The 18219-nt window shown below is 31.0% G+C and carries 13 protein-coding genes; 11 read left to right on the top strand and 2 right to left on the bottom strand.

Annotated elements, in window-relative coordinates; all coding sequences use genetic code 11:
• Positions 1-195: 195 nt before the first annotated feature.
• From DIS18_RS11815 to DIS18_RS11795, 5 genes are all read left to right on the top strand, one after another.
• The gene (locus tag DIS18_RS11815) at positions 196-4584 is read left to right on the top strand and encodes a translocation/assembly module TamB domain-containing protein (RefSeq protein ID WP_109353290.1); all 4389 of its coding nucleotides are present in this window, start codon (positions 196-198) and stop codon (positions 4582-4584) included.
• A 145-nt stretch (positions 4585-4729) separates the two neighbouring features.
• Positions 4730-5716, top strand: a complete 987-nt coding sequence (gene pfkA, locus DIS18_RS11810) for a 6-phosphofructokinase (RefSeq protein ID WP_109353289.1) — start codon at positions 4730-4732, stop codon at positions 5714-5716.
• Between the two features lie 17 nt (positions 5717-5733).
• A complete protein-coding gene (gene gap / locus DIS18_RS11805) occupies positions 5734-6738 on the top strand; it encodes a type I glyceraldehyde-3-phosphate dehydrogenase (protein WP_109353288.1) in 1005 nt (334 codons plus the stop codon).
• A 69-nt stretch (positions 6739-6807) separates the two neighbouring features.
• Positions 6808-7668, top strand: coding sequence for an N-acetylglucosamine kinase (locus tag DIS18_RS11800; protein WP_109353287.1), 861 nt, complete (start codon positions 6808-6810; stop codon positions 7666-7668).
• Between the two features lie 176 nt (positions 7669-7844).
• Complete coding sequence (locus DIS18_RS11795; RefSeq protein ID WP_181364046.1) at positions 7845-9221, top strand: response regulator; 1377 nt, start codon at positions 7845-7847, stop codon at positions 9219-9221.
• Between the two features lie 14 nt (positions 9222-9235).
• On the opposite strand, the gene DIS18_RS11790 is transcribed toward DIS18_RS11795, so the two are convergent.
• Positions 9236-9616: a RidA family protein gene (locus tag DIS18_RS11790; RefSeq protein ID WP_109353285.1), complete on the bottom strand. Its 381-nt coding sequence runs from the start codon at positions 9614-9616 to the stop codon at positions 9236-9238.
• Between the two features lie 53 nt (positions 9617-9669).
• Entirely contained in the window at positions 9670-12432 is a 2763-nt protein-coding gene (locus DIS18_RS11785) for a putative LPS assembly protein LptD (protein WP_109353284.1), read from the bottom strand.
• Positions 12433-12602: 170 nt separating this feature from the next.
• On the opposite strand from DIS18_RS11785, the gene DIS18_RS11780 reads away from it, so the two are divergent.
• The 6 genes from DIS18_RS11780 to DIS18_RS11755 all read left to right on the top strand — a co-directional run bounded on the left by DIS18_RS11780 (position 12603) and on the right by DIS18_RS11755 (position 18158).
• Positions 12603-13730 (top strand): N-acetylmuramoyl-L-alanine amidase family protein, encoded by a 1128-nt coding sequence (locus DIS18_RS11780; protein ID WP_109353283.1) that lies wholly within the window; start codon positions 12603-12605, stop codon positions 13728-13730.
• Between the two features lie 49 nt (positions 13731-13779).
• Positions 13780-14721: an MlaD family protein gene (locus DIS18_RS11775; RefSeq protein ID WP_109353282.1), complete on the top strand. Its 942-nt coding sequence runs from the start codon at positions 13780-13782 to the stop codon at positions 14719-14721.
• 16 nt (positions 14722-14737) lie between these two features.
• Positions 14738-16051, top strand: a complete 1314-nt coding sequence (locus tag DIS18_RS11770; protein ID WP_109353281.1) for a 4Fe-4S dicluster domain-containing protein — start codon at positions 14738-14740, stop codon at positions 16049-16051.
• A 151-nt stretch (positions 16052-16202) separates the two neighbouring features.
• Entirely contained in the window at positions 16203-16994 is a 792-nt protein-coding gene (locus DIS18_RS11765; protein WP_109353280.1) for a (Fe-S)-binding protein, read from the top strand.
• Between the two features lie 10 nt (positions 16995-17004).
• Positions 17005-17664 carry a hypothetical protein gene (locus DIS18_RS11760; protein ID WP_109353279.1) on the top strand — a complete coding sequence of 220 codons (660 nt, stop codon included), beginning with the start codon at positions 17005-17007 and terminating at the stop codon, positions 17662-17664.
• Positions 17665-17672: 8 nt separating this feature from the next.
• The gene (locus DIS18_RS11755; protein ID WP_109353278.1) at positions 17673-18158 is read left to right on the top strand and encodes an ABC transporter ATPase; all 486 of its coding nucleotides are present in this window, start codon (positions 17673-17675) and stop codon (positions 18156-18158) included.
• The last annotated feature ends 61 nt before the right edge of the window (positions 18159-18219 follow it).

Raw genomic sequence — 18219 nt, 5'->3', positions numbered from 1 at the left:
ACTTTTACTCGTAATTACAAAACTACTCATTTATTTTACAATAGAGGAGTAAGAAAGTAAATGTAGTTTACCTTGGACAGATATTTTTAAATAAGTGTCATCTAAGGAAAAGTAGTTTATTCTATTATAAGTTATATCTTTAAGGACATCAAAAAATTTCTAAAAATACTATCAAAAATAGTAGGGATTCTACTATTGTTATTCATCATTTTGGTGTTGGTGCTTTCCATTCCTGCTGTTCAAACAAGTCTTGGTAAATATGCAACTAAGCGACTTAATGAAGATTTTAAAACTAATATTAACATAGATAAAGTTAGTTTGCAGTTTAATGGCGATGTAGAAATTAAGAATATTTACATTGAAGATTATAAAAAAGACACGCTAATTAGTATTCAAGAATTAAATACTTCAATTTTAAGCTTTAGAAATTTATACAATGGAAATTTAGTTTTTGGAGATATAGATATTGAAAATCTCATTTTTAATATTAAAACTTATAAAGGCTCTAAGGATACTAATCTAGATGTTTTTGTTGATAGATTTGAAGATGATAATCCAAGGACAGGGAAAAGTAGTTTTTTATTGTCATCAAGTGATGTCTCGATTTACGATGGATTATTTATGCTTTCTGATGAAAATAAGGAAACAGAAAAAGTACTTCATTTTAACGATTTGAATATTAATGCTACCAACTTTCTTATAAATGGTAGTGATGTAAGTGCAAGAATAAATACACTTTCTTTTAAAGACAGCAGAGGGGTGGAAGTAAAAAATATGATGACAAATTTTGCATATACTTTACAGGATATGACTTTTGCTAACCTTCAAATAAAAACCCCTGGTTCTACTTTAAAGGGGGATTTGAAATTTTCATATGAACGCGAAGATTTACAATATTTTGTTGATAAAGTAAAGGTTGATGCTAGTTTTAGAGATTCTAATGTTTTGCTAGATGAACTTAATACATTTTATAATGAATTTGGTATTAACCAATCTGCAAAATTTAGTGCAGATTTATCAGGAACTTTAAACGATTTACATGCTGAAAACTTAAAATTAAATTCAAATTACAGAACAAGAGTTTACGGCGATATAAATTTTAAAAACTTATTTAGTAAAGCAGCAGATGATTTTTATATGAATGGTGATTTTAGTAATTTATCATCAACATACAAAGATTTAAAAGCCTTATTGCCTAATGTTCTTGGTGCTGCTATTCCAACGTCTTTTGATAGATTAGGTTATTTTACAATAAGAGGTAATTCGCAAGTTACTTCAACTAAAGTATTAGCTGATATTGAAATTGATACGGAGTTAGGTTTTGTAGATTCTAATTTAGAAATCACTAAGATTAATGATATTGATAACGCAGATTATAAGGGTAAAGTTATTTTTGAAACCTTCGATTTTGGTGTCTTTTTGAATGATCCAAAAGTAGGTGTTGCTTCTTTAGATTTTGATGTGAATGGAAAAGGGTTTACAGCTGAAAAAATTAATACCCAAGTTAAAGGTGAAGTTTTTGAATTGGTTTATAATGATTACAATTATAATCATGTAAAAGTAGCTGGTAACGTTAAGAATAGAATTTTTGATGGAAATCTGAATGTTAACGATAAAAACCTTCAACTTAATTTTACGGGACTAATTGACTTTTCTGAAGCTATTAGAAAATATGATTTTGAAGCAGTAGTTGATTATGCAAACCTAAATACACTTAATTTCGTCAAGAAAGACAGTATCTCTATTTTTAAGAGTAAAGTTAAGATGAATATGAATAGTAGTAGTCTTGATGATGCGCACGGTAAAATATCATTTAGGAATACTACCTATAAAAATGAAAACGATACCTATAAGTTTAATAGGTTTGATGTGTCTTCTAGATTTGAAGATGATATTCGTTATGTAGAATTTAATTCTCCAGATATTATTGAAGGTGAATTAAAAGGACGCTTTTTTCTTAAAGATTTAAAGAAATTATTTGAAAATTCTATTGGGCATATCTATACCAATTATATCCCACATGAAGTAGATACAAATCAAAGCATCGATTTTAATTTTAGAATATATAATAAAATTGTAGAAGTTGTTTTTCCTGAAGTTGAGTTAGGGAAAAACACATTTATAAGAGGTCGGGTTGAAAGTGCAGAAGAAAATTTTAAACTCACTTTTAAATCGCCTAAAATTAAATACCTAGAAAACTTTGCAAATAATATAGAGTTGCAAGTTGATAATAGTAACCCACTATTTAATACTTATGTTGAAATAGATAGCTTAAATACCAAATATTACGATGTTTCAAAGTTTAATTTAATAAACGTAACAGTAAATGATACGTTATTTATGCGTTCAGAATTTAATGGAGGCAAGCGTAATAATGATATTTATAATTTAAGTTTTTTTCATACCATAAATAAAGAGAATGAATCAGTTATTGGCTTTAAACAATCTGATATCACAATAAAAGATAATAAATGGTTGATTAATGAAAATCAAGATAAATTTCATAAAATTTCTTTTGATAAAAAACTTACTAAATTTAATATTGATAAGTTTAGAGTAAATCATAAAAATGAAGAGATAAAACTCTCAGGCTTTATAAAAGACTCTACTCAAAAAGATATTAAGTTAAATTTCACAAATGTAGATTTAGCTAAAATATTGCCAGATATAGATAGCTTATCTCTTGCAGGAAATGTAAATGGTAAGCTCGATTTACTTCAAAAAAACGGGAGTTATCTTCCAAATTCAACGATAGTTATAGATGATTTCGAGGTTAATGATTTTCCTTTAGGTTCCTTTGATGCTACTATAACAGGAAACGAATCACTCACAAATTATAAAGTAGATGCTAATATTAAAAATGATATCACAAGATCTTTTAGTGCTAAGGGAGATATCTCAGTTTCTGGAAGGCAATCTAAAATTGATGTGACTTTAGATTTTAATGCGTTTAATTTGTTTCCTTTAAATCCACTATTAGATGGGGTTTTATCTGATATAAGAGGTGAAGCCAATGGGAATGTAAAAGTTGTAGGAGACCTTAATAGGCCCAATATAAATGGGGAATTACTTCTTAAAAGTGGTGGTTTGGGTATTCCATATCTTAATGTAGATTATGATTTTAATACGAATGCATCGGTTACTTTAAAAAATCAAACGTTCATATTTAATAGCATCAGATTAACAGATACAAAATTTAATTCAAAAGGAATATTAGATGGTACTTTAAGTCATGTTAATTTCTCTAATTGGAGTTTAGGATTAAATATTGAAACACCTCGTTTACTAGTTTTAGATACCAAAGAAACTGAAGAATCATTGTATTATGGAACTGGATTTATTGGAGGAAGAGCAAGTATATCAGGACCTACAGAACAGCTTGTTATAAATGTTGTTGGCGAAACTAAAAGGGGTACGGTTTTTAAAATTCCATTAAGCGATGCTGAATCATTTGGTGATAACACCTATATACATTTTATCACCAAAGAAGAAAAAGAGGCTAGAAAAAAAGGAAAAGAAGTTGTATTTGAAGAAATAAAAGGTCTAGAACTAGATTTTGATTTAGATGTTACAGAAGATGCTGAGGTAGAAATTATTATTGACAAAAATACGGGGCATTCATTAAAAGGACGAGGAAGAGGAGGCCTTTTAGTAGAAATAAATACAAATGGTAAGTTTGATATGTGGGGTGATTTTGCTGTATTTGAGGGTGTTTATAATTTTGCTTATGGGGGCTTAATACAAAAACAATTTATTGTACAACCTGGTGGGACAATAGCTTGGGAAGGTGATCCATTAAAAGCACAAATTGATATGTTAGCTATATATAAAACACAAGCTAACCCTTCGCCATTACTTGATAACCCAATAAATAGAAGTATACCTGTTGAATTAAATATTGCTATCACAGGAGATTTAGAACAACCAAAACCTGAATTTAGTTTTGATTTTCCTAATGTGAATTCTACAATTAAGTCTGAGCTTAACTATCGTTTAGAATCTAAAGATGAACGTGATCAACAAGCTTTATTTTTAGTATCCACAGGATCGTTTTCCAGTGGACTTAATGATTTAAATGCCTCTGGAACAATTGCGGAACGACTAAATGGAATAATCAATGGTATTTTCACATCAGGTGATAGTAAAGTCAATGTAGGTTTAAATTATGAAGCAGGTCAAAACAGGCCAGATTATCAGACTGATGATAGGTTTGGTGTAACGTTGCAAACCCAAATAAGCGACCGTGTTTTGATAAATGGAAAAGTTGGGGTTCCTGTTGGAGGAGCAACAGAAACAGTAATAGCTGGTGATGTGGAAATTGATTTTTTATTGAATGAAGAAGGAACGCTTACAGCCAAAGTATTTAATAGAGAAAATAGTATCAGAAATTTTGGTGAAGCTATAGGTTATACACAAGGAATAGGGCTTTCCTATAATGTAGATTTTGATACTTTTAAAGAGCTCATAAATAAACTTTTTAAAAAGAAGGATAAGGAGGAAAAAGTATTAGAAGAAACTACAGAAAATGAAGACGAAAAATCCACTCCAGAATTCATTTCATTTAAGTCTTCATCAAAAAAATAGTCACTTTTTTACTCTGTTTTTCACAGTATTAACTTTTTTTTATCAACTAAAACGTTATAGTTTTAGTAGAGTGATTAATTTACTTCAAATGCTATAGATATATGGGTTTTGTTTAGTAGTTTTACCTTATTAAACTAAGAAATTAATGTCTAAAGCAATAAAAAAAATAGCAGTTTTAACATCTGGAGGAGATTCTCCAGGGATGAATGCCGCTATACGTTCTGTAGTTAGATCGTGTGCTTACCATAACGTTGAATGTGTTGGAGTTTACAGAGGCTATGAAGGCCTTATGGAAGGGGATTTCAAACAAATGGGGGCCAGAAGTGTAAAGGGAATTATAAATAAAGGCGGAACAATACTTAAATCTGCTAGATCCAAAGAATTTAGAACTAAAGAAGGAAGAGTTAAAGCACATCAAGCTTTAGTGGATGCCGGAATTGGAGGTTTAGTTGTTGTAGGTGGAGATGGTTCTTTTACTGGAGCACTTATATTTAATCAGGAGTTTGGCTTCCCAGTAATGGGTATCCCTGGTACTATAGATAACGATATATTTGGTACTTCTCACACACTTGGATTTGATACAGCACTAAATACGGTAGTAGAAGCTATTGATAAAATTAGAGATACAGCAAGTTCACATAATAGATTGTTTTTTATTGAAGTTATGGGGCGTGATGTTGGTCATATTGCATTGAATGCAGGAATAGCTGGTGGTGCTGAAGAGATTTTAATACCTGAAGAAGATTTAGGTCTTGATAGATTAGTTGAATCTTTGCGTAGAAGTAGAAAATCAGGAAAATCTTCGAGTATTGTAATAGTTGCTGAAGGTGATAAAATTGGAAAAAACATTTTTGAATTAAAAGACTATGTCGATCAAAACATGGATGGGTACGATGTAAGAGTATCAGTTCTAGGTCATATGCAACGCGGAGGAGCACCTTCATGTTTTGATAGAGTATTAGCCAGTAGAATGGGTGTAAAAGCTGTTGAATCTATGTTAAATGGTCAAACCAATTATATGGTTGGCTTACTAAACGGAAAAATGGAGCTTACACCATTAGATAATGCAATTAAAGGAAAAACAAAAATAAATTTAGAATTATTGCGTGTCTCAGATATCATGAGCACTTAACATTTATAAACACGATTATGTCAAAATTAAAAATTGGAATTAACGGATTTGGAAGAATAGGTAGAATTGCTTTTAGAGTAGCAGCTTCTAGATCAAATGATATTGAAGTAGTAGGGATTAATGATTTATTAGATGTAGATCATTTAGCATACTTATTAAAGTTCGATTCTGTTCACGGACAGTTTGATGGTACCATTGATACAAAAGATGGGAACTTAATTGTAAACGGAAACACAATAAGAGTAACTGCTGAGCGTAACCCAGAAGATTTAAAATGGGATGCTGTAGGAGCAGATGTTGTTTTAGACTGTACAGGTATCTTTACAACTTTAGACAAAGCACAAGCACATATTACTGCTGGGGCTAAAAAGGTTGCAATTTCTGCACCTTCTGCTGATGCGCCAATGTTTGTAATGGGTGTTAATCATGATAAAATTACAGCAAGCGATACTATTGTTTCTAATGCATCTTGTACTACTAACTGTTTAGCACCATTAGCTAAAGTAATTAATGATAAATTCGGAATTGCTGAAGGTTTAATGACAACAGTTCACGCTGCTACAGCAACTCAATCAACTGTAGATGGTGTTTCCAAAAAAGATTACAGACTAGGAAGAGCTTCTTTAAATAATATTGTACCAGCTTCAACTGGAGCAGCTAAAGCTGTTGGTAAAGTAATTCCTGAATTAAATGGTAAATTAACAGGTATGGCTTTTAGAATACCTACTGTTGATGTATCTGTAGTAGATTTAACTTGTCGTTTAGAGAATCCAGCTTCTTGGGATGAGATTAAAGGCGCTTTAAAAGATGCTTCTGAAAATGAATTAAATGGTGTTTTAGGATATACTGAAGAAGGTGTGGTATCACAGGATTTTGTATCTGAACCAAAAACTAGTACTTTCGATGCTAATGCAAGTATGGCATTAAATGATGGTTTCATCAAATTAGTATCTTGGTATGATAATGAGTTTGGTTATTCAACTAAATTAGTTGATTTAGCTCAACATATTGGTTCATTATAATAAATTATTAATATATTCCACAGTATTATTCTTATAGAGTAATGCTGTGGATTTTTTATATATAAACTTATGATTTTAATTGTTGATAGTGGTTCTACAAAATCAGATTGGTTAGCTGTAGATAATAATGGGAATAAATTAATGGATAAAATCCGAACAAAAGGCCTTAATCCAGCTATTCTATCTGAAAAAAAACTGCATAAAATAATTAAAAAAAGCACAGAATTAAAGGCTCATAAAAACGAAGTAACTCATGTGTTTTTCTATGGTGCTGGTTGTGGTACTGATAATGCCAGAGAGTTGTTAAGTGGGGTTTTAAGTCAGATATTTACTAATGCACATATAGAAGTAAATGAAGATACTTTAGCTGCAGTTTATGCTACAATAAACCATCCTAAAGAAGCCGCTGTAGTTTGTATTTTAGGTACTGGCTCTAACTGTAGTTATTATGATGGTGAAACGTTGCATCAACGTGTTATTTCATTAGGCTATACTTTGATGGATGACGCTTCTGGAAATTATTATGGAAAACAATTAATTAAAGATTACTATTTTAATCATATGCCAGAAAATGTTAGAATTGCTTTTGGAGCAAAATACAATATGGAGGCAGACTTTATAAAATATAATTTATATAAACAACCCAGTCCTAATGCTTATTTAGCAAACTTTGCTGAGTTTATGTTTTTGCATAAAGATTCAGAATATACTATAAACCTTATTAAAGATGGTATTAGAGTTTTTGCAAAAAACATGATTTTTCAATATCGGGAAGAACTTAAAACTGTTCCAGTTCATTTTGCTGGATCTATAGCTTTCTTTGCTCAAAAAGAAATAAAAGAAGTAGCTGATGAAATGGGATTTAAGGTTGGTAATTTTGAAAGACGTCCAATTGACGGATTAGTCCCTTTCCATACCAAAGATTTATAGTTAAAAATTAATATACTGATTATAAAAGTGGGACTTCCCACTTTTTTTGTTTGTAAACAAGTTGTAAGTATAATTTATAAACCTAATACTTTTGTTAATTAATATTATTATAGATAAGTTTGTTAAAAGCTCTCTATAGAATGAAGATCATCCCAAAATCTATTAAAAATATGAAAATGAAGAAGAAATTATCCTTTTTCATTTTTGTATCTATAGCTGCTATATTAATTATTGGATACTTCTTTTTAGAGAAAAAAATATATGCTGAAAGCGCTGCTGTTTTTCTGTTCATATTAGCTATTATTCAAGTTTTTGTTTTACAATTTTTTCTTAAAAACCAGCTAAAGAATGAGCTTATTAAAACTAACTTAAGACTAAGGGTTAACGAATTAAAAGAAAGTCTAGAGACAGCTGAAGAATTTGCAAATCATAATTCTATTTATTTATCTAACATGAGTTATGAAGTTAGAACGCCTTTAAATACCGTTTTAGGTATGCTTAACATGCTAAAACAAACTGAATTAGATAGTGACCAAACTGCTCAAGTTGAAATTGCTGAATATTCTTCAAAACATCTATTACAGTTGGTAAATATGGTTACTGATAATGCAGAAGTAAATAATTCTGATATTAAACTTGATTTAATAACTGTTGATTTGAAATCAGAATTATCTAAACTCTTTAAAGTGTTTGAATATCAAGCTTGGGAAAAAGGTTTAGATTTTGAATATAAATTTATATCTGAAGAAAAAGGTAAATTTTTAGTATTGGGAGACGCGTCTAAGATTCAGCAAGTTTTGATTAATTTAATAAACAACGCTATCAAATTCACTAACGCAGGAAAAATATCAATTATTGTTGATCAATCAGTTGGTATTGATAATGATCAAATTATAACATTTTATATCAAGGACACAGGAGTTGGTATGAAACCTAATGATGCTAAACATATTTTTAATAACCCAGAGCATGCTTATAATAATTCTATTTTGAAACATTATAGAGGTGCAGGCATGGGACTTTCAATTTCTCATAAATTAGTAGATGCCATGGGTGGCGAGTTAAAATTAGAAAGTAAAGAAAATGAAGGCTCTACATTCTATTTTAGTTTGCAGTTAAAAAAGACACTAAATATTAAACCTGTTGAAGAAGTTCAGCAACCTATATTATCTGAAAAATTTAATGTATTAGTGGCTGAGGATAATCGAATGAATCAAAAAGTTATAAAGTTCTTGCTTGAAAGACAAGGCGCCGATTGTACTTTTGCAAAAAATGGTTTAGAAGCTGTTGACCTCTATAAAATTCTAGATTTTGATATGATTTTCATGGATATATACATGCCAGATATGGATGGATATGAAGCCACAAAATTTATTAAAGAAACTGAAAAGTATTTAGCTCAAAAAACACCCATAATTGGGGTTTCAGCAAGTGCTTTTGAAAAAGATATTGAAAAGGCTAAACGTGCTGGTATTGATGGTTTTTTAACTAAACCTCTTGATGTTGAAAAACTAAAAGACTTACTCGTTAAGTTTTCAAAAATAAACTCTTAGGGGTTGGTTTTTTACTAATTCACTGCAATTATACTAATTTCAACATTTACATTTTTTGGTAATCTTGCAACTTGCACAGTTTCTCTAGCAGGAGCATTTTCATCATTAAAATAACTACCATATACTTCATTTATTAAACTAAAATCACCCATATTACTAATAAAAATTGTTGATTTTATTACATGTTCAAAAGTCATGTTAGCAGCTTTTAATACAGCTTGTAGATTCTGCATTACTTGTTTTGTTTCAGATTTAATATTATCTAAAACTAATTCGTTAGTATCAGGGTTTATAGCTATTTGTCCTGAAGTGTATAATGTGTTACCATTTAAAATGGCTTGATTATATGGTCCGATTGGAGCTGGAGCATTCTTGGTAGTTATTACTTTTTTCATTTGATTGAAGTTTAAATGTTTTTATAAAAAGTTGAGAAACAAAAAAATCTATATTATAATTGAATATCTGGTTGTCTACGTTTCTCGTATTTAAGATCCTTAAGTATACTAGATTTTATACCAATAAAGAAATTCCAAGAACTTCTTGTGCTAAATGGAACCCAACTAAAATTCATTCGCCAACTTAACAAGTCGCGTTCAAAACGTAACTGGGTATAGGTGAATCCAGCATTTTTTAAGTCATAACCAGAAGAGCCACCTATAGACCACTTGGGCGATAACTCAATATCTCCAGAAAACATAAGAGAATGAGAAGAAATTTCATTTTGTCTACTACTATTAGAATAATTTACAGCATATGCTACTCTAAAGTTCCAGGGTATTCTATACTTATATAAATCGCTTGGTTTTTCTTCTTCTTTGTCTTTGCCATTAATTTGTTGATTTGCAAAATCTTCTGAAACACCAAATAGATCATCGGCTCGTCCACCACTACGTACATTTTCTTGAATACCAGAATCTTTATCGTTTTTTTTGTTTTTTCCATCACTACTTGAGAAAGCCCAACTTGCATTTAAGTTTGCACTTGTTAACCTGAATAAACTTCCTCCGTTATCAATATTAAACTTATCAATTCTTCTGTTGTTATTATCTAAAGCATAAGGATCTAAGGTAGCTCCAAAGTTTATACTCATTTTATTTTTAAACAATTGAGTACCACCGCTCATCCTAACTGGACTCCATTTTAAAGAGTCTCCAGCAAAATTATATGAAGTTGAGAAGTTTAAATTGTTTAATAAAATAATTTTTTTAGCTTCAGTTGCAGTACTGTCCCGATCTCTAACTTTTGCTTCAAGGTTATTAGACACAGATATCCCCATTGTACTTGAAAAGTTTTTGTTGGGCACTCCAAAAATACCACCTTCAAAACGGCTATATTCTTCTATTTCTCTTCTTGTTGTTCCATCTGCATCTATAATTTCATCACCTTCATAAGTGTCATAATAACGATCAAATGCAGGATTAATATTATAGCTAATGGATGGCCTTATTACATGCCTAATGGCCTTTATTTTCCTGTCTTCACCTTCTTTTTCAAAATTAAACATACCATAAATAGTGGTTCCTATACTGGTACTAAAATTATAAGTTCTAAATGAGTCAAAACCATTAACATCTTCAGTTATAGTCTCATTAGTAGTAGTATCAAAACGTCTATTAATAGTTTTAAATGTCCAAACTTCATTAAAATTTGAACTAGCACTAGCACTAAAATATTTAAATAACTTAAAATTTGTTGTTAGCGGTATTGAGTGTTGGAAACCTGCCTTGGCATCATCAAACATTTCTTTTTTAAAGAATAACGAATCTGTGGTTTGAATTCTATTTTCAGCACGAAGATTATATTGTAAGTTTACGTTTTGTACAATGCCCTTTTTTGTCCCTGTTTTTGATGCAAAAGGATACATTCTACTTATACTTCCTTGAAAAGTAGGAAGCGTCATATTTATACTTTCAGTATTAGTATTTTGAGAGTGTGTAGCCGTTAAACTAAAATTAACCTGTGGTTCTCCTTGAAACGTTTTTGAATATGATACTGATGATGCCAATGTATTATTTAAGAATGCCCCTGTATTTATCTGATTAATGGATTGTCTATAATAGGTGCTACTACCTAGGTTTACAGAAGCTGAGAAACGCGAACTTGGATTAGCTTTAGAATCTTGATTATGAGACCAACGCAAATTATAAATAGTACTTATGGCATAATCAGGAAAACCACGTTCACTAGTAATTAAATTTTCATACCTGAAACCTACATTTCCTCTATATCTATAACGTTTAGCATACGTATTTTCTAAACGCACACCATAACTTCCATTTGTATAATAATCACCTAAAACTGCTAAGTCTAAATAATCACTAATTGCAAAATAATAGCCACCATTTTGTAGAAAATAACCACGATCATTTTGTTCTCCAAAAGTTGGTATAATAACACCCGAGGTTTGTTTTTCACTCTGTGGAAAAAAACCAAATGGTAATCCTAAAGGTGTTGGAACATCATATATGAAGAGATTAGCTAAACCAGTAACAATTTTTTTTCCAGGAACAATTTTGGCTTTACGTAGTTTTATATAATATTCGGGATCATCAAGATTTTTTGAGGTTGTATATTTTGCATCTTTTACGAAGTACACTGAATCGTTTTCCTTTTTTGTAGTCTCAGATATTACGGTACCTTCGCCTTGTTCTGTTTTTGAATTATAAATAAGTGCTTTTTGTGTTTCAGTATTAAAAACAATAGAATCAGGCTCTACAACATTACTTCCTTGGGTAAAAACAGGTTTTTGAGTATAACCACTAACAGTATCAGTAATGCCTCTAGCATAAACAGTGTTTTTGTTATAATCTATAGTAATACTGCCTGCTTGAATATTCATATCGCCATAATCAATCTTGGCTTCATTATATAAATATAGCTTTTGCCTTTTATTACTAAATCTTGTGTAGTCTTTGGCATGATATTTTACTATAGTTTCTAAAAGCTCTTTTTTAGGCTTCACAGAATCGTTAACTATAGTATCTTGAGTTTTTTCTGAAGAAGGTGCAATAGGAAGACTATCAATTTTTGTAACTAAGCTATCCTTTGATGTTCTATCAATTGTTTTTCCTTTATTTGGGATATCTTGAGAGAAGCTTAACGTGTTAATAAACACTGTAAAACTTAATGCAAAAAGTATTTTAAAGTTGTTTGTACGCAACGCTTTTAAATGTATTTTTGTAAAAGTATGGCTCGGTTTTTGAAAAGTCAAAATTACATATATTTTTCTGGGATTAATTTAATATTCAAGTAAAAATTTAAAATTAAAATAAACCGAGTTTTTTAGTCGTTAATTTTACATGAAGCTTCTAATGAAATAGCATCAAAAATGATGCCTTGGTCTGATTTAAAAGACATCGATTAAAAAATATTAATTACCACATGAAAACGAACAACTTATTACTTTTCGTATCCTTTATAATAGTATTAACATTTTTTTCAAGACATAATGTTCATGCTCAATCTAATAGCGACAAGTTTGTTATCATGATAGATCCTGGTCATGGTGGGCGAGATTCGGGGACACCAGGAACAGGTAGATATAAAACAACAGAAAAAGATATCGCTTTAGATGTGTCATTAGCATTGGGGAAAATGTTAGAAGATAATATAGCCTATGTAGATGTAGTTTATACTAGAGATAAAGATGTGTTTCCTACTTTAAATGGTAGAGCGAAAGTAGCTAATAATAAGGATGTTGATTTATTTATTTCTATACATTGTAATGCACAACCAGGAAAAAAGGGAACTGCTTATGGGTCTGAAACATATGTATTGGGGCCTACTAAGAACAAACAAAACCTTGAAGTAGCTAAAAGAGAAAATTCAGTTATTTTCCTTGAAAAAGATTATAAAGAAACTTATAAAAGTTTTGACCCAAATTCTCCAGAATCTCTTTTAGGTCTTACATTAGCTCAAGAAGATTATCTTGATAATAGTATAAGATTAGCTACGTTAATTGAAAAAGAATTTAAAGTAAGCGCAAAGCGAAAAAGTAGGGGAGTTAAACAAAATATATTTTATGTTTTGGCTTATACTTATATGCCAAGTGTGTTAGTTGAATTAGGATTTCTTACTCATAAAAAAGAAGAAGATTTTTTAAATTCAACAAAAGGAAAAAAAATTATGACTAAGGCTCTTTTTAATGCTTTGAAGGATTATTTAGAATTCATAGGAGTAAAAAAAACTGTATTTAGTAATGTAGAGTTGAATAATAATACTGAAGTAAAAAGCATTAGCAACAATGATGTTGTTTTCAAAGTTCAAATTGCGGCAAGTTCAAAAGCACTTGAAACAAAATCCTATAATTTCAAAGGATTAAAAACTATTTCAAGAGTAAAAGAAGGCAGTTTGTATAAATATTTTTACGGTAGTACATCTGATTATGAGGTTACTAAACAGCTTGAAGAAGAAGCTAGAAGTAAAGGTTACAATTCAAGTTTTATAGTAGCATTTAAAGATGGGAAAAAGATTGCATTAATTGATGCTTTAAAATCCACATCTAATTAAAGGTTTCTTCTTATATTTATCTTAAATTTGTTTATCTAAAACAACTAATTTGAAAATATCTAAAGAAGTTAAAACTGGCATACTCGTACTTTTAGGCATTATCCTTTTTATTTTTGGGTTCAATTATCTTAAAGGTCAAAATCTTTTAGACTCCTCCCGTGTTTTTTATACCACTTATGATAATGTTGAAGGTTTAGTACCTTCTACACCAGTAACTATAAATGGTTTATCAGTAGGTAAAGTTGTTGATATAGGCTTTATGGGCGATGGATCTGGTAAACTAAAAATTAAACTTTTAGTAGACAGCGATTTCGAATTCTCAAAAAATAGTAAAGCCGAATTATACGAAACAGGTTTAATAGGAGGAAAAGCCATAGCCATTCTTCCAGCTTTTGATGGCGCAGAAAAAGCCAAAGATGGTGGAACTCTTCAAGGTACAGTAAAAGTAGGATTAACAGCTTTAGTAAATCAACGTTTAACACCATTGCAAGAAAAAATAGAAGTAATGATGGTTGGTGCAGATTCATTACTTACTAACCTAAATGATGTTTTTGATGATAAAACCAAAGCAAACCTTAGAGCTAGTATTGCTGGTTTAAATGATGTTATAAATAATTTTAAAGCAACTTCAAATTCGCTAAATAAGTTAATGACTAATAATGAAGAAAAGTTAAATAGCGCATTATCTAATGTTGATAAAATTTCTTCAAATCTATCTAAAACCACTGAGCAACTTGCAAACGCTAATTTGGAAGAAACGGTTAAAAGTCTCGAAAAAACCATTAAAAACTTCAACAGTATAAGTGATAAAATTAACAAGGGAGAAGGTTCTATTGGGAAACTTTTACATGATGAAGCACTTTATAACAATCTTGAAGCAGCATCAAAAGAAATGGAAGAATTGGTAAGAGATATCAAATTACATCCTGCACGTTACAGACGTATTTTATCTAAAAAAGAAATTCCATACGAAGCGCCAAAAGAAGACTAAAGAACTAAATATCAATATGAACTATTTGTCAAATATAATTTTTGCAATCATACTCATTGTTGGGATTGGTTATTTCGCAAAAAATGTAAAAAAACTATTCCGAAACATAAAACTTGGTCAAGATACCGATGTTAGTGATAACAAATCACAGCGCTGGAAAAATATGGCTATGATTGCTTTGGGGCAGAGTAAAATGGTCCGTCGCCCAATTTCTGGATTCTTACACGTTGTAGTTTACGTAGGTTTCATAATTATTAATATTGAAGTTTTGGAAATTATAATCGACGGTTTATTTGGAACACATCGCATCGGTTTAAAAATATTACCAATATCAGTTTACGGTTTTTTAATAGGCACTTTCGAAGTGTTGGCTGTTTTAGTTTTTATATCAGTAATCATATTTTGGGTACGTAGAAACATATTAAAATTGGCACGTTTTTGGAAATCAGAAATGACAAGCTGGCCAAAAAACGATGGTAATTTCATCCTATATTTCGAGATGGTATTAATGACGTTGTTTTTAGTGATGAATGCAACCGATTTAGATTTTCAAGCTATGAATTCTGGTAACGTTATCAGTCAATACATAGCACCATGGTTTTCAGGATTATCAGAAAGCACACTGCATTTTATTGAAAGAGGCGCATGGTGGCTACACATAGTTGGGATATTAATTTTCCTAAATTATCTGTATTTTTCAAAGCATTTACACATATTATTGGCGTTTCCAAACACCTTCTATGGCAATTTAAAACCAAAGGGGCAATTCAATAACTTGGAAGCAGTAACCAACGAAGTTAAAATGATGATGGACCCAAACATAGATCCATTTGCAGCCACACCAGAAGGCGCAGAAGAAGAAGTCCCTGCAAAATTTGGAGCTAGCGATGTTCAAGATTTAAATTGGGTACAACTCTTAAATGCATACACCTGTACAGAGTGTGGGCGTTGTACTAGCGAATGTCCTGCAAACCAAACAGGTAAAAAATTATCGCCACGAAAAATCATGATGGATACTCGCGACCGCTTAGAGGAAGTTGGTAAAAACATAGATGCTAACAAAGGCGAGTTTAAAGACGATGGAAAACAACTTCTAGACGATTATATAACTAAAGAAGAACTTTGGGCGTGTACATCTTGTAATGCATGCGTAGAGGCGTGTCCCGTAAGTATAGATCCGCTTTCTATCATCCTAGAAATGCGTCGTTATTTAGTTATGGAGCAGTCGGCAGCACCAGTCGAACTCAATAACATGATGACAAATATCGAGAACAATGGCGCACCATGGCCATACAATCAAATGGACAGATTAAATTGGAAAAACGAATAAAAAATAACTTGGGCGTTACCCGAAAAGGGTCGGGCTTTTCGCTATATCTTTTTGCAGAAAAAGCAAAAAGGATGCCGCTGCAGTCCCTAACGCACGTACAACATACATCCTACAAGGTTTTAAAATTTAGTAGGCATTAAACTTTTAAACAATGAGCGAATTACTAAAAGTACCAACCATGGCTGAATTCATGGCACAAGGAAAACAACCAGAAGTATTATTTTGGGTAGGATGTGCTGGAAGTTTTGATGATAGAGCAAAAAAAATAACCAAAGCCTTTGTAAAATTATTGAACAAAGCCAATGTAGAATTTGCAGTTTTAGGTACAGAAGAAAGTTGCACTGGAGATCCAGCAAAACGTGCAGGAAACGAGTTTTTATTTCAAATGCAAGCCGTAACAAATATTGAGGTTTTAAATGCTTATGAAGTAAAAAAGATAGTAACCGCTTGCCCGCATTGTTTCAATACTATTAAAAACGAATATCCTGAATTAGGCGGAAACTATGAAGTTATGCATCATACCACATTTCTAAAAACACTACTTGATGAAGGACGTTTAACTATAGAAGGTGGTAAATACAAAGGTAAACGTATTACATTTCATGACCCTTGTTACCTAGGGAGAGCAAACAATGTGTATGAAGCCCCTAGAGAACTTATTCAAAAACTAGAAGCCGAATTAATTGAAATGAAAAACTGCAAACGCAACGGACTTTGTTGTGGGGCAGGAGGCGCTCAAATGTTTAAAGATGCTGAAAAAGGCGATAAAGAAGTAAATATAGAGCGTACCGAACAAGCTCTAGAGATAAAACCAGAGATTATTGCAGCAGGATGCCCATTTTGCAACACCATGATGACAGATGGTGTAAAGGCTAAAGAAAAAGAAAGCGATGTTGATGTCATGGATGTCGCAGAATTAATTGCTAACGCTCAAGATTTATAATTTTTTATTTATGTTAAAAAACACATTATTATTAGTATGCTTATGTTTTGTTGTAAGCGTTTTTGCCCAAGACAAAACCAGAGATGAAGTTATTCAGCTGATGGCAGAAGACACTTGTGAATGTATTAAAAATGACAAGGCATCTTTCACTCATGATAAAACAATGAATCAAAAGCAAGTTGCTTTAGGTTTATGTTTATTGAAAAGTTATAACAAACGAAAAGCCGACTCTGAAGCTTTGAAAAATGGTGATATGGGAGATTTTGAGGAGCTAGGAGAAGAAGTAGGTGTACAAATGGTGTCTACTTGTGGTGTTGAGTTTATGGCAATTTTTAGTGATGAACAATTAGACGAAATTATTGATGATGCTGAATATGAAGATGCAAACACGCCACCGCCACCTGCTCCTAAAAATGAAGATGACCTACAATTAGAAGCAGAACTAGTATCACTTAATAACGATGCTGTTTCATATTTTCAAGTAAAAGATGCTTTTGATAAAACACACACATTTTTAATAAAAGAGCAATTTGAAGGTTATAAATTGTTGAAAAAATCTAACTATAATAAGTCATTCAATATTTATTATAAAGAAATAAATATGTTTGATTTAAGTGAGCGTAAATATGTTAAAAAGAAGGTAGTAAAATATTTAGAAGCAATTGATTAACTTGTTTTATGTTAGTAGACTTTAATACTTTACCAGAAGAATCAAGAGTTTGGATATACCAAGCCAACCGATCGTTTTCAGAAGTTGAACTTGAAGAAATTCAGTCAAAACTTAAAATATTCATAGAAAACTGGACTGCTCATGGTAGTGATTTACAAGCGGGGTATTCAATTAAATACAAACGTTTTATAATCCTTGGTTTAAATCAAAATTTAAATAAAGCTACAGGTTGCTCAATAGATGCTTCTGTTCATTTTATTCAACAATTAGAAAAAGAATATGATGTTGATTTAATGGATAAAATGAATGTGTCATACAAACAAGGTGAGTATGTTGCTTACAAAACACTTTCAGATTTCAGAAAAATGGCAAAAGACAAAGCCATTTCAAAAAAGACGATTGTATTTAATAATCTTGTAACCAACGTTGCTGAGTTTAATGAAAATTGGGAAGTGCCTGCAAGCGAAAGTTGGCATGCACGCTTTATAAAGTAAAAAACTGTTCACAACCTTCTTTATAAATCTATCTTAAAGTCTTTTCATCTTCTTGTTAAAA

Origin of the sequence: Algibacter marinivivus, from assembly GCF_003143755.1 — a bacterium.
GTDB lineage: Bacteria > Bacteroidota > Bacteroidia > Flavobacteriales > Flavobacteriaceae > Algibacter_B > Algibacter_B marinivivus.
This window is presented reverse-complemented; position numbering and strand designations above follow the sequence as displayed.

Excerpts from the sequence above, each read along its gene's own strand:
- pfkA (WP_109353289.1), top strand. The coding sequence starts at position 4,730 with ATGTCTAAAGCAATAAAAAAAATAGCAGTTTTAACATCTGGAGGAGAT.
- gap (WP_109353288.1), top strand. The coding sequence starts at position 5,734 with ATGTCAAAATTAAAAATTGGAATTAACGGATTTGGAAGAATAGGTAGA.
- DIS18_RS11800 (WP_109353287.1), top strand. The coding sequence starts at position 6,808 with ATGATTTTAATTGTTGATAGTGGTTCTACAAAATCAGATTGGTTAGCT.
- DIS18_RS11795 (WP_181364046.1), top strand. The coding sequence starts at position 7,845 with ATGAAGAAGAAATTATCCTTTTTCATTTTTGTATCTATAGCTGCTATA.
- DIS18_RS11790 (WP_109353285.1), bottom strand. The coding sequence starts at position 9,616 with ATGAAAAAAGTAATAACTACCAAGAATGCTCCAGCTCCAATCGGACCA.
- DIS18_RS11780 (WP_109353283.1), top strand. The coding sequence starts at position 12,603 with ATGAAAACGAACAACTTATTACTTTTCGTATCCTTTATAATAGTATTA.
- DIS18_RS11770 (WP_109353281.1), top strand. The coding sequence starts at position 14,738 with ATGAACTATTTGTCAAATATAATTTTTGCAATCATACTCATTGTTGGG.
- DIS18_RS11765 (WP_109353280.1), top strand. The coding sequence starts at position 16,203 with ATGAGCGAATTACTAAAAGTACCAACCATGGCTGAATTCATGGCACAA.
- DIS18_RS11760 (WP_109353279.1), top strand. The coding sequence starts at position 17,005 with ATGTTAAAAAACACATTATTATTAGTATGCTTATGTTTTGTTGTAAGC.
- DIS18_RS11755 (WP_109353278.1), top strand. The coding sequence starts at position 17,673 with ATGTTAGTAGACTTTAATACTTTACCAGAAGAATCAAGAGTTTGGATA.